Genomic DNA, 12,868 nt, shown 5'->3' on the forward strand with positions numbered 1-12,868 from the left:
CGCGTACGGCCTGGCGAAAGTCTTCTGGTCGGTGCGCTGCCCGACCCAGGTGGCTCCCGAGTACGAGGGCGGCGCTTCGACGTCCGTCCCTACGGAACCTTCCCTAAGCCGACGCCTTCGCGGCGGCAGCGTCGGCGCCCCCTACTGAAACGGCCGGGGCGGCCGGGTCTGCCTCGCGGTCGGGCGCGAGCGGGTCGGTCACCGTGCCGGTCTCTTCATCGAGCAGCCCCTGCGCCAGCCTGGTCACCGCTGCGGGGACCGGCGGCGCCAGGTCGGCCACGGCGCGGAGACCGGACAGGACGTCGTCGGGTCGTACGGCAGGCGTCACGTGCCGAACAACCAGCCGCAGTATCGCACAGGGCTGGTCGGTCGGCCTATCAGCCGCCGAACGGTGCGTTTGCGCGCTCCGGAGGCTCACGACCGCCGGGCGGGCGTCGAAGGTGCGCATGCCGTTCTTGGTCAGGCGCTGTACCTCGACCGCCGCGGCGCCGTTGAAGGCCGCGACCGCGTGCTCGGCCTCGGCCGGGTCCACGCCGTTCAGCCGCAGCTCCCACACGGAAGCCTCCAGCCGGTCGGCGAGTCCCGGCGTACGGGCCTCGACCGCCTCGACGATGTCCAGCCCGGCGGGCATCGACTCGTCGAGGAGGGCACGCAGCCGCTCGGGGTCGCGGGACGCGGTGAGCGCGATCTCCAGGTACTCCGCCTCACTGCCCGTGCCGGTGGGTGCGGCATTGGCGTAGGAGACCTTCGGGTGCGGCGTGAACCCCGCCGAGTACGCCATCGGCACCTCGGCACGGCGCAGCGCACGCTCGAAGGCGCGCTGGAAGTCACGGTGGCTGGTGAACCGGAGGCGGCCGCGCTTGGTGTAGCGCAGTCGGATGCGCTGCACCGCGGGTGCGGGCGGCGGGCCTTCGGGCTGTCGCTTGCCCAGTGGAACTTCTCCTTGTGTACGGCGGACGTCCCAGGGCGCCGCCCCGCGTCGGCGGGGACCTGTGGCGCCTGGTCCTTTCTCTAGAGTACGTGCTCCCCGGCCCGCCGGTTCCCGTCCGCCCTGCCGAGCGCACAGCCCTGGGGGCCGGGAAGGAATCCTTCCCGGCCCCCAGGATTGGGTGGTGTCGCGCTTCAGGAGCCGTTCAGAGTGAAGTTCTGGTTCGTGCTGCTGGTCGCGCCCGGGCTGTTGATCGGGTTGTTGATGCTGATGTTGTTGTAGGCGGGCAGGAGACCGCTGATGTCGATGGGCAGGATGGAACCGCCGCCCCCGTTCCCGTTGCCACCGCCGCCTCCGCCGCCACCCCCGCCACAGGTGCCACCGGTGACAGTCGTCGAGTCGTTGTCGCCGGCCGATTCACTGCCTCCACCGGAGACGGTCGCGGTGTTGATGAAACCGCAGGGGGCGGTGGAGGTGAGGTTGACGGTGAGGGTGATCGGCGGGTAGCTGTCGCCCGGCGCCAGCGGGTCACTGCGGGTGCAGGTGACGGTTCCCGCGGACTCGCCGCACGTCCAGCCGGAGCCGCCGGAGGAGGCGCTGTCGTAGGTGACACCCGTCGGCAGGCTGTCCGTCACGGTCACCGTGCCGTTGGTCGTCCCGGCGGCCGAGGCGTTGGAGACGGTGAGGGCGTAGGTACCGGTGCTGCCCTGGGTGAAGGTGCCCGAGTGGGTCTTGCTGATGGACAGCTGGGCGGGCGGCTGGGAGACCGGGAGGCAGAGGGTGGCGCCCGAGATCGCGTTGCCGGGCCCCCATTGCACCCTGGCGTGGTTGCACACCTCACTCACCGGGATCGTGGGCACGACCGCGGTGACGGTGATGTCCGGGTACACGCCACCCGGCGGCAGGGAGTCCGTACGGGAGCAGTTGGCCGCCGAGCAGGTCCAGCCGGTGCCCTGCATGTCGGTGACGGTCAGTCCGTTGTCGGGATCGTCTGCGACGGCCACCGTCGTCGTGGTGCTCGCGGAGCCCTGGTTCTCGACCGTGAGGGTGTACGTCACGGTCTGGCCGGGCTCCAAGGGGCTCGGCGTGGTCGTGTTCTTGGTGATGGTCAGTGCCGGTTCCTGGCGAGCGGCAGAGGCCGCCTCGGCGGTCGCGGGCAGGGCGACGGCGATTCCGAGGGCCACCGTGAAGCTGCCCAGGGAGCACGCCAGTCTGCGAATAAGCATGGTGTCGTTCCTGTTTCCGTGAGTCGGCACGCCGGATCCGCACCGCAGGCCCAGCGGGCGCGGAGGGCGGATGACGTCACGCGGATGCCATCACGACGATCATGAACATCGCGCAGGGAAACAGAACGTGTTCGACAGATTCATCCGTTGGGCCCCTGCCGGGTTCCGGGAGACGGCCGAGGCACGCCGGACCGTCCCCCGACGGACCCCGGCAGGCCGGTCGTTCAGCCGTGCAGCCGCTGGAGGGCCGAGGCCGGTGTGCGGCTCGCGTACCAGCCGTCGACGCGCGGGCCGACGAGGTCGGCGGGCCAGCCCGCCGTCTCGACCGCCGCCTGGTAGACGGCGTCCCCGAAGGCCACGATCGCCTCATGGGGGTCCTTGGTCCGCCGCAGCACCTCCCACGGCAGCAGCACCAGACCGGCGTCCGCGTTCCAGGTCGCGCCCTCCACGCCCCAGGACCGGCCCTCCAGACCGTCCGGCTGCGGCCAGATGTAGGCGTACATGCCGATGCTCGGCCTGTCGGGAAGGTTCTTGAACGAGAAGCCCACCGAGACATACGCGTTGAGCTGGGCGTTCTGCATGAACGTCGGCGCGTTGCGCGGCGGAGTGGTGGGCTGTGCCCGGTGCCGTGTGGCGGACAGGTCGAACCCGCCCCACATCACACCGACCCGGGGACGGTGGCCCAGGAAGGGCGCCTGCCAGGACTCCAGTCCCCCGGCGGCGAGGTTCTCGGCCCGCCACATCAGCCGGGCGGCGTGCGGGTCCCACGAGCGTTCGGCGTGATCGTCCTCGAAGGTCGCCGGGGCGCCCGGGATCTCGCAGATCAGCGACGTGCGGGGCCGGTGGATGCCCAGTTCGGCGGCGGCCTCGCAGAACGTCCGGTAGAACGAGGCGACCGACTCGCCGGACAACGGCACCCTGCGCTCGTCCCGGTCCGTCTCGATGACGACGTCACCGTCGAGCAGCCGGTAGTGGACGGTGAAGGTCACGTCCTGGTGCCGGAACGTCGGTGTGCCCAGCCCCCGGGGCGTGACGTCGAGAACGATGTTGCCCCAGCCCGTTTCGAAGGGATCGTCCAGGGTGTACTTGCCCGCGACCTGCACGATGCGGTTCACGTAGTCGACCATGGGCGCCAGTTCCGCGTGGTCGAGCTCCGGCCAGGCGTCGAGACGTTCGCTCACGGGAGCCTCCCAGCGTGTCGAGGGGAGTGCGATCCCGCCCCATTTTCCCACGCCGGCCGGCGGCGGCACGTTCTGCCGGATCGCCCCCGGCGTGACACGATGACGAGGTGGACCGGGGCATGCCCTCGGTCCGAGACTCTGCCCAGTGGCCGGGCCTACCCCGCCCAAGCGGTGCGGCGACGACCGCACCGGGACCCGCCGGCACGAACTCCCCGGTGAGCGAGGCGACGACGGCCCGTCGCGCGGCACCGACCGCACCAGGTCGATGGGACCGCCCCGGCGAGGGAGGCCAGGAGGAACCCAGCATGGCGTCGTCCGAAGCGACCGGCACGGAGCCGTACGACACGACCGGCACGGAGCCGTACGACACGACCAGTGGGCGGCCGTCCGAAGCGAGCGGGATGCAGTTCGGCATCTTCACCGTCGGTGACGTCACCACCGACCCCACGACGGGCCGTACGCCCACCGAGGCGGAACGCATCCAGGCCACCGTCGCCATCGCGCGCAAGGCCGAGGAGGCCGGCCTGGACGTCTTCGCCACCGGCGAGCACCACAACCCGCCCTTCGTGCCGTCCTCGCCGACCACCCTGCTCGCCTACATCGCCGCCCAGACCCGGCGGATCATCCTGTCCACCTCGACCACGCTGATCACCACCAACGACCCGGTCAAGATCGCCGAGGACTTCAGCGTGCTCCAGCACCTGTCCGGCGGGCGTACGGACATCATGCTCGGACGCGGCAACACCGGCCCGGTCTACCCCTGGTTCGGGCAGGACATCCGCGACGCCCTGCCGCTGACCGTCGAGCACTACGGACTGCTGCGCCGGCTGTGGCGCGAGGAGGTCGTCGACTGGGAGGGCAAGCTGCGCAGCGCGTTGCAGGGCTTCACGCTCGCGCCGCGCCCCCTGGACGACGTGCCGCCCTTCGTGTGGCACGCCTCCATCCGCACGCCCGAGGTGGCGGAGCTGGCCGCCTACTACGGGGACGGGTTCTTCGCCAACCACATCTTCTGGCCCGCCTCCCACACGCGGCAGCTGGTGAGCCTGTACCGCCGGCGTTTCGCCCACTACGGCCACGGCACCCCGCGGCAGGCGATCGTCGGTCTCGGCGGCCAGGTGTTCATGCGCCCCAACAGCCAGGACGCCGTCGACGAGTTCCGCCCCTACTTCGACAACGCGCCCGTCTACGGACACGGCCCCTCGCTGGAGGAGTTCACGGAGCTGACCCCGCTGACGGTCGGCTCACCGGCGCAGGTCATCGAGAAGACGCTCGGCTTCCGCGAGTACGCCGGCGACTACCAGCGCCAGTTGTTCCTCATGGACCACGCGGGCCTGCCGCTGAAGACGGTGCTGGAGCAACTCGACCTGCTCGGCGAAGAGGTGGTGCCGGTGCTGCGCAAGGAGTTCGCCGTCGGCAGACCGGCCGACGTCCCGGCCGCCCCGACGCACCGATCGCTGCTGCGCGAGCGCGACCGTGCCGAGGCGGAACGGTCCACCGGTGACAGCGACGAGAAACCGGAGACTCCATGAAGATCACGATCATCACCGGCGGGCTCCGCGAGCCGTCCTCGACGCGGCTCCTCGCGGACCGGCTCGCGGCCGCCGTGACCCGGGAACTCGAGGAACTCGGCGAACCGGTGGAATCGGCCTTCGTGGAGCTGCGTCCCCTCGCGCACCCGATCATGGACACGATGCTGACCGGGTTCACCGGGGAGGCGCTGGAGTCGGCGTTCGCGAAGGTCGCCGAGGCGGACGGGGTCATCGCCGTCACGCCCGCCTTCAACGCCTCCTTCAGCGGGCTGTTCAAGTCCTTCTTCGACGTGATGCCGGAACAGACCCTGTCGGACATGCCCGTCCTGATCGGCGCGACCGGCGGCACCGAGCGGCACTCCCTGGTGCTGGAACACGCGCTGCGGCCGATGTTCTCGTACCTGCACGCGATCGTCTCCCCCCGGCCCGTCTACGCCGCCACCAGCGACTTCGGCACCCAGACGGGATCGGCCCTGGGTGAGCGGATCATGGCGGCCGCGGCCGACTTCGCCCGCCTGCTGCGCGCGTGCGGACCGCGCGCCCGCCGCGAGATCGTCGACGAGGACCTCGCCGCCATGCAACGCCTGCTGGGCGGCACCTGACCGCTGTGCCGCCCGCCGGGCGGCACACCGCACCGGCCCTCCAGACGCTCCCCCGTCCCGGCCGGCCGGGGCCTACTTCTTGACCGTCAGCGGCAGGAGCTTCTTGCCGGTGGGGCCGATCTGGATGGACGTGTCCATGGCCGGGCACACCCCGCAGTCGAAGCAGGGCGTCCAGCGGCAGTCCTCGACCTCGGTCTCGTCGAGGGCGTCCTGCCAGTCCTCCCAGAGCCAGTCCTTGTCCAGGCCGGAGTCCAGGTGGTCCCAGGGCAGGACCTCCTCGTAGGAGCGCTCGCGGGTGGTGTACCAGTCGACGTCGACGCCGTAGGGGGCCAGGGCCTTGTCGGCGCACGCCATCCAGCGGTCGTAGGAGAAGTGCTCGCGCCAGCCGTCGAAGCGGCCGCCGTCCTCGTAGACCGCGCGGATGACCGCGCCGATGCGGCGGTCGCCGCGCGAGAGCAGGCCCTCGACGATGCCCGGCTTGCCGTCGTGGTAGCGGAAGCCGATCGAGCGGCCGTACTTCTTGTCGCCGCGGATCTTGTCGCGGAGCTTGGCCAGGCGGGTGTCCGTCTCCTCGGCGGAGAGCTGGGGCGCCCACTGGAACGGCGTGTGGGGCTTGGGGACGAAGCCGCCGATGGAGACCGTGCAGCGGATGTCGTTCGAGCCCGAGACCTCGCGGCCCTTCTGGATGACGTGCGTCGCCATGTCGGCGATCTGGAGCACGTCGTCGTCCGTCTCCGTCGGCAGGCCGCACATGAAGTACAGCTTCACCTGGCGCCAGCCGTTGCCGTACGCCGTGGCGACGGTGCGGATCAGGTCGTCCTCCGAGACCATCTTGTTGATGACCTTGCGGATGCGCTCCGAGCCGCCCTCCGGGGCGAAGGTCAGGCCCGAGCGGCGGCCGTTGCGGGTCAGCTCGTTGGCCAGGTCGATGTTGAAGGCGTCCACGCGGGTGGACGGGAGGGAGAGGCCGATCTTGTCGTCCTCGTACCTGTCCGCCAGGCCCTTCGCGATGTCGCCGATCTCCGAGTGGTCCGCCGAGGACAGGGAGAGGAGGCCGACCTCCTCGAAGCCCGTCGCCTTCAGACCCTTGTCGACCATCTCGCCGATGCCCGTGATGGAGCGCTCGCGCACCGGGCGGGTGATCATGCCGGCCTGGCAGAAGCGGCAGCCGCGGGTGCAGCCGCGGAAGATCTCCACCGACATGCGCTCGTGCACCGTCTCGGCGAGCGGCACGAGCGGCTGCTTGGGGTACGGCCACTCGTCCAGGTCCATCACCGTGTGCTTGGACACGCGCCAGGGCACGCCGGACTTGTTGGGGACGACGCGGGCGATACGGCCGTCGGGCAGGTACTCGACGTCGTAGAAGCCGGGGACGTACACCCCGCCCGTCTTCGCCAGACGGAAGAGGATCTCCTCCCGGCCGCCGGGGCGGCCCTCGGCCTTCCAGGCGCGGACGATCCCGGTGACCTCGAGCACCGCCTGCTCGCCGTCGCCGATGACCGCGCAGTCGATGAAGTCGGCGATCGGCTCCGGGTTGAAGGCCGCGTGGCCGCCGGCCACCACGATCGGGTCGTCGAGCGAGCGGTCCTTGGCCTGGAGGGGAATGCCCGCGAGGTCCAGCGCGGTGAGCATGTTGGTGTAGCCCAGCTCGGTGGAGAAGGACAGGCCGAACACGTCGAAGGCCTTCACCGGGCGGTGGGAGTCCACCGTGAACTGCGGGACGCCGTGCTCCCGCATCAGGGCCTCCAGGTCGGGCCACACGCTGTAGGTGCGCTCGGCGAGGACGCCGTCCTGTTCGTTGAGCACCTCGTAGAGGATCTGCACGCCCTGGTTGGGCAGGCCGACCTCGTACGCGTCCGGGTACATGAGCGCCCAGCGGACGTCACAGCCGTCCCAGGACTTGACGGTGGAGTTGAGCTCGCCGCCCACGTACTGGATCGGCTTCTGCACATGCGGCAGCAGGGCCTCGAGCTGTGGGAAGACCGACTCGACAGACATCGCGGGGATTACCTTCGTGAGCTGACTGGGGGTCCCCCCGGCCGACGGCTGGGGGAGTGTGACCATCAAGCCTAACCCGGTCGCAGCGCTGACCCGTACGGCCGCAGGCCGGCCCACACCCCGGGCAGCTCCGTCTCCAGCCCGGCCGCGTGCCGCTCCTCCCGCCCGTACAGCACCCCGTAGGTGAACGAGCTCTCCCCCGCCTGCTGAGCCCGTGCGGCGAGGTCGCGCAGGGCCTCGCGGGTCATGACGCTGTCCTGGTGGTCGCCGAGCAGGCCCTGGAGGGTCTTCGCGGCCCGCGCCACCCCGGTCGCCGCCTCGCCGAGGGCGGGCACGGCGGCCTCGGCGGCGTACCGGGTCCGTTTGGCCTGCTTGCGGGCCTGGTGCAGGGCGACGTCCCGGTCGGTGCCGGACGGCAGGGCGAGGGCGTGTTCGAGCCGGGTGGCCAGCTTCGCGAAGTCCTTGCGCACGGCCCGGGCGAGCACCTCAGCCGCCTCTGCCGAGGCGGGCGCTCGCAGCGGCGGGCCGGCCAGGAGAGCGTCCAGCGCGTCGAGCAGCCGCAGGTGGCGGTCGCCGTCGAGGACGTCGAGGAGCCGGCGGCGGGAGCCGCCGCGGCGCTCCTCGGACCAGGAGCGCAGCCGGGCGCGGACGGGGCCGGTGACCAGTTCGGCGGGCAGGGCGTCCAGGGCGGCGGTGAGGCGTTCGGTGAGGACCTCCTGGTCGCGGTCGAGACCGAGTTCGCCGCCGAGCCACTTCAGTTCCGCACCGAGCGGGTCGGTGGCGGCGCGGTCCAGGACCCGGCCGTAGCTGCGCAGGGCGCCGCGCAGCCTGCGGGTGGTGACGCGCATGCGGTGCACGGAGTCCTCGACGTCCCGGCGGACGGCCGGGTCGAGGGCGACGAGGGCGTCCCGCTGGGCGCGCAGATGGGCCAGGACGTGGTCGCCGGCCGTGACGGGAGCGGGTTCGGCGGTCGGCCGGGGGTGGTCCGGCGGGGCGGTCTCGGCGAGGGCGCGGGCCAGTTTCGAGGGGGCCGCAGAGGGCCGCAGACCGGCCATACAGAACCGTTTGTCCACCTTGTCCAGGAGTGCCGGCTCGCCTCCGTCGGCCAGTTCGACCTCGATCTCGGTCCAGCGGGCGGTGCCGCCGTCGCCGGTCAGCCGCTCGGCGTGCACGGCGTCGACGCTCACCTCGGCGAGCAGCGTGCCGCCGTCGTCGACGAGGTGTCTGACGGCGCGCTCGGAGCGGAGGCGGACCAGGGGCCGCAGCTCGCTGTCGCGGACGCGGGAGCGGACGAGCCCGGCGAGGTCGGGCGGCACGGTGTCGGAGAGCGGGGCCTGGATCTCGTCGCGTACGCCGGGGGCGACCGGGAGCTTGAGGTGCCAGCCCGCGTCGGTGCCGCCGGTGCGCCGGCGCAGGGTGAGTCCGGCGGTGGAGAGGCGTTCGTCGGAGGTGTCGTAGTAGACGGCGTCCAGTACGGCGACGCCCCTGTCGACGACGGCCGCGACCGGGCCGAGGCCGGTCAGGTCGGGCAGGCCGGCCGCCTCTGGACGTCCAGCACCGCCGGGACCTCCAGCACCGCCCGGGCCTTCCGCACCGCCAGCACCGCCAGCACCTCCAGGCCCTTCAGGCCCTCCCGGCCCTCTGGACCCACCCGGCTCGCCCGGCCGCACCGGCTCGTACTTCCGCTCGATCTCGCGCTTGGTGGCCGCCATGAACCGAATGTAGGCGCCCCGGGGCCCCGGGGCGCCCCCCCGATCCGGCTCGGTCTTCGAAGGACTCCCCTTCGAAGACCTCAGGCCGACATCGGCCGCTGCACCTGGATCGACTGCAACAGGCCGACCGCCACCCAGACCGCGAACATCGACGAGCCGCCGTAGGAGACGAACGGCAGGGGCAGGCCGGTGACCGGCATGATGCCCAGGGTCATGCCGATGTTCTCGAAGGCCTGGAAGGCGAACCAGGCGACGATCCCGGCGGCGACGACGGTGCCGTACAGCTCGGTGGTCTCGCGGGCGATGCGGCAGGCCCGCCACAGCACGACCCCCAGGAGCAGGATGATCAGGCCCGCCCCGGCGAAGCCCAGTTCCTCGCCCGCGACCGTGAAGACGAAGTCGGTCTGCTGTTCCGGGACGAACTGCCCGGTGGTCTGGGAGCCGTGGAAGAGGCCCGCGCCGGTCAGGCCGCCGGAGCCGATGGCGATCCGGGCCTGGTTGGTGTTGTAGCCGACACCGGCCGGGTCGAGGCTGGGGTTGGCGAAGGCCGCGAACCGGTTGATCTGGTACTCGTCCAGGATGTGCAGCTGCCAGATGGCGATGCAGCCGACGGTGCCCGCGATGAGCAGGCCGAAGACCCACCGGTTGGAGGCACCGGAGGCGAGCAGCACACCGAGGATGATGGTGACCAGGACCAGGACCGTGCCGAGGTCGGGCATGAGCAGCACGATCAGGATGGGTACGGCGGCCAGGCCCAGGGACTGGAGCACCGTGCGGTGGTCGGGGTACGCCCGGTCGCCGGCGTCGACCCGGGCCGCGAGCATCATGGCCATCCCCAGGATGATCGTGATCTTCACGAACTCCGAGGGCTGGAGGGAGAAGCCGCCGCCGAGGACGATCCAGTTGCGGCTGCCGTTGATGGTGGCGCCGAGCGGGGTGAGCACCAGCAGGATGCCGAAGACCGAGGCGCCGTAGAGGATCGGCACGGCGTTGCGCAGGGCGCGGTGGCCGAGCCAGATGGTGCCGACCATCAGGGCGAGCCCGATGCCGATGTTCATCAGCTGCCGGACCAGGAAGTAGTGCGGGTCGCCCTGGTTGATCTCGGTGCGGTTGCGGGTCGCGGAGAAGACCAGTGCGGTGCCGATCGTGGACAGCGCGAGCGCGGCCAGCAGCATCGGCCAGTCGAGCCGGCGGGCCACCGAGTCGCGCGCGAACAGGCGCGTCCAGCCGGCTCGCTGCGGTCCGTATCCGGAGACGGAGAAGTTGTTGGCGCCGGTCATGCGGTCCTCCTCCGGCCTCTCCGGCCGCGCGGGCGCCTGCGGGTGTCGCGGTTGTCCGTCGGGGACGGTGAGGTCGCGGGCGTCTGCTGGTCGTCGGGACCGGTGGTGCCGCCCTGCTGGGCGACCTCCTTGGCGATCTTCTCCTGGTCCTTGGCCGGGTCGCCGGGGATCTTCGGGGCGGCGATGGTGCCGTCCGGCTGGATCTTCGGCAGGCTCTTCTCCGGGGTGGGCAGCAGTGCCTTCTTGTTGTCGATGGAGCCGTCGGCCTGGACGCCGTACATGGCGCTGTAGATGTTGCGCACCGCCTCACCGGAGGCGCCCGAGCCGGTACCGGCCTGGGAGATGGTCATGATGACCGAGTAGTCCTTGCTGTAGGTGGCCAGCCAGGACGTGGTCTGCTTGCCGTAGACCTCGGCCGTACCGGTCTTGGCGTGCAGCGGGATCTTGTTCTGCGGCCAGCCGTTGAACTTCCAGGCGGCGGTACCGCGGGTGGTGACGGCGGCGAGGGCCTCGTCCATCATGTCGCGGGTCGCCTTGGTGATCGGCAGCTTGCCGTGCGACCGGGGCTTGATGTCGGTGACGTGCTTGCCGTCGGCGCTGACGATCGCCTTGCCGATGGTCGGGGTGTACATGGTGCCGCCGTTGGAGATGGCGCCGTAGATGACGGCCTCCTGGATCGGGGTGAGGAGGGTGTCGCCCTGCCCGATGGAGTAGTTGATCTCGTCACCCTCGCGCATCTTGTTGCCCTCGAGGCAGTTCTCGTAAAAGATCTTCTCGACGTAGGTGCCGTTCTTCTTGCCGGACTTGCACCAGGTGTCCTTGTTGGCCTTCCAGTAGTCCTGCTTCCACTGGCGGTCGGGGACGCGGCCGGTGACCTCGTTGGGCAGGTCGATGCCGGTCTTCTTGCCGAGGCCGAACTGGTGGGCGGTCTTGAAGAACCAGTCCTTGGGCTGGCCCTTCTTGGGGTTGATGCCGCCGTCCCTCTTCCACTCGCTGTCGGCGAGGCCGTAGAAGACGGTGTCGCAGGAGACCTCGAGGGCCTTGCCGAGGGAGATGGGGCCGAAGTTCTCGCCCTCGAAGTTCTTGAAGACCTGGCCGCCGACGGAGTAGGAGCTGGTGCAGGGGTAGTTGCCGTTGAAGTCGTAGCCGGCCTGGACCGCGGCGGCGGTGGAGACGACCTTGAAGGTCGAACCGGGCGCGGACTGGCCCTGGGTGGCGCGGTTGAGCAGCGGGTAGTCGGAGTTCTTGCCGGTGAGCGCCTTGTAGTCCTTGGCGGAGATGCCGCCGACCCAGACGTTCGGGTCGTACGTCGGCGCGGACGCCATGGCCACGATCCGGCCGGTCTTGGCCTCCATCACGACGACGGCGCCGGAGTCCGCCTTGTAGTTGGTGCCGGTGATCTTGTCGTACTGCTGGCGGGCGGCCTTCATCGCCTTGTCCAGCTCGTACTCGGCGACCCGCTGGACCCGGGCGTCGATGCTGGTGACCAGGTTCGAACCGGGCTCGGCCGCGTCCGACTTGGCCTTGCCGATGACCCGGCCGAGGTTGTCGACCTCGTAGCGGGTCACGCCGGCCTTGCCGCGCAGCGCCTGGTCGTACTGGCGCTCCAGGCCGGAGCGGCCGACCATGTCGGAGCGCAGATAGGGCGAGGCGGTGTCCTTGGCCTTCTGGACCTCGTCGTCGGTGACCGGCGAGAGGTAGCCGAGCACCTGCGCGGTGTTGGACTTGCCGGGGCCGGGGTAGCTGCGCACGGCCTCGGGTTCGGCGGTGATGCCGGGGAAGTCCTCGGAGCGTTCCCGGATCTGGAGGGCCTGCTTGGGGGTGGCCTCGTCGGTGATCGGGATGGGCTGGTAGGGCGAACCGTTCCAGCAGGGCTGCGGGGTCTTGGCGTCGCACAGCCGGACCTTCTGCATGACCTCCTGCGGGCTCATGCCGAGGACGCCGGCGAGCTTGGTGAGGACCGCCTTGCCGTCGTCCTTCTGCTTGAGCAGGTCGGTACGGGAGGCGGAGACCACCAGGCGGGTCTCGTTGTCGGCGAGCGGCACACCGCGCGCGTCCAGGATGGAGCCGCGCACGGCGGGCTGGACGACCTGCTGGACGTGGTTGCCGGACGCCTCCTTCTGGTACTGGGCGCCCTCACGGATCTGCAGGTACCACAGCCGGCCGCCGAGGGTGCCGAGCAGGGAGAGGACGAGGATCTGGATGACGACGAGCCGGGTCTGGACCCGTGGGGTCCTGCCGGTCTCGGGAATGTTGGTCACTGGTGCTGCCTCCCCCTCTCAGCGCGCGAACGAGCCGTGCCGGTATGCGTGGTTGTGACGGGAGTTGTACTGGTCCGTGTCGCGCCGGTACGGCCGGTACGAGTCGTATCCCATGAAGCTGTGAACGCCGGGGGCGGTCAACTGCCGTGCC

The 12,868-nt window shown here is 70.8% G+C and carries 9 protein-coding genes; 2 read left to right on the plus strand and 7 right to left on the minus strand.

What is annotated here, in order from left to right; genetic code table 11:
• Nucleotides 1-103: 103 nt before the first annotated feature.
• The 3 genes from ABZ484_RS11785 to ABZ484_RS11795 form a co-directional block, all read right to left on the minus strand.
• Nucleotides 104-889: a TIGR03936 family radical SAM-associated protein gene (locus tag ABZ484_RS11785; protein ID WP_358865735.1), complete on the minus strand. Its 786-nt coding sequence runs from the start codon at nucleotides 887-889 to the stop codon at nucleotides 104-106.
• 233 nt (nucleotides 890-1,122) lie between these two features.
• Nucleotides 1,123-2,154, minus strand: coding sequence for a hypothetical protein (locus tag ABZ484_RS11790; protein ID WP_358865736.1), 1,032 nt, complete (start codon nucleotides 2,152-2,154; stop codon nucleotides 1,123-1,125).
• Nucleotides 2,155-2,378: 224 nt separating this feature from the next.
• Nucleotides 2,379-3,335 (minus strand): DUF5996 family protein, encoded by a 957-nt coding sequence (locus ABZ484_RS11795; RefSeq protein ID WP_358865737.1) that lies wholly within the window; start codon nucleotides 3,333-3,335, stop codon nucleotides 2,379-2,381.
• Nucleotides 3,336-3,736: 401 nt separating this feature from the next.
• Here ABZ484_RS11795 and ABZ484_RS11800 point away from each other — a divergent pair, with 401 nt between their 5' ends.
• Together ABZ484_RS11800 and ABZ484_RS11805 are read left to right on the plus strand one after the other, a co-directional pair.
• Nucleotides 3,737-4,864, plus strand: a complete 1,128-nt coding sequence (locus ABZ484_RS11800; RefSeq protein ID WP_358865788.1) for an LLM class flavin-dependent oxidoreductase — start codon at nucleotides 3,737-3,739, stop codon at nucleotides 4,862-4,864.
• Nucleotides 4,861-5,466 (plus strand): CE1759 family FMN reductase, encoded by a 606-nt coding sequence (locus ABZ484_RS11805; protein WP_358865738.1) that lies wholly within the window; start codon nucleotides 4,861-4,863, stop codon nucleotides 5,464-5,466. Before ABZ484_RS11800 ends, ABZ484_RS11805 begins: the two co-directional genes overlap by 4 nt.
• A 72-nt stretch (nucleotides 5,467-5,538) precedes the next feature.
• Here ABZ484_RS11805 and ABZ484_RS11810 read toward each other — a convergent pair whose 3' ends face one another.
• The 4 genes from ABZ484_RS11810 to mrdA form a co-directional block, all read right to left on the minus strand.
• Nucleotides 5,539-7,464, minus strand: coding sequence for a TIGR03960 family B12-binding radical SAM protein (locus ABZ484_RS11810; protein ID WP_358865739.1), 1,926 nt, complete (start codon nucleotides 7,462-7,464; stop codon nucleotides 5,539-5,541).
• A 71-nt stretch (nucleotides 7,465-7,535) separates the two neighbouring features.
• The gene (locus ABZ484_RS11815; RefSeq protein ID WP_358865740.1) at nucleotides 7,536-9,176 is read right to left on the minus strand and encodes a CYTH and CHAD domain-containing protein; all 1,641 of its coding nucleotides are present in this window, start codon (nucleotides 9,174-9,176) and stop codon (nucleotides 7,536-7,538) included.
• A gap of 80 nt (nucleotides 9,177-9,256) precedes the next feature.
• A complete protein-coding gene (rodA, locus tag ABZ484_RS11820) occupies nucleotides 9,257-10,456 on the minus strand; it encodes a rod shape-determining protein RodA (RefSeq protein ID WP_358865741.1) in 1,200 nt (399 codons plus the stop codon).
• Nucleotides 10,453-12,717 carry a penicillin-binding protein 2 gene (gene mrdA, locus ABZ484_RS11825; RefSeq protein WP_358865742.1) on the minus strand — a complete coding sequence of 755 codons (2,265 nt, stop codon included), beginning with the start codon at nucleotides 12,715-12,717 and terminating at the stop codon, nucleotides 10,453-10,455. The genes rodA and mrdA overlap by 4 nt, the downstream gene beginning before the upstream one ends.
• Nucleotides 12,718-12,868: the final 151 nt, after the last annotated feature.

It is taken from the genome of Streptomyces sp. NPDC006393, from assembly GCF_040628575.1.
In the GTDB taxonomy this organism is placed as follows: domain Bacteria; phylum Actinomycetota; class Actinomycetes; order Streptomycetales; family Streptomycetaceae; genus Streptomyces.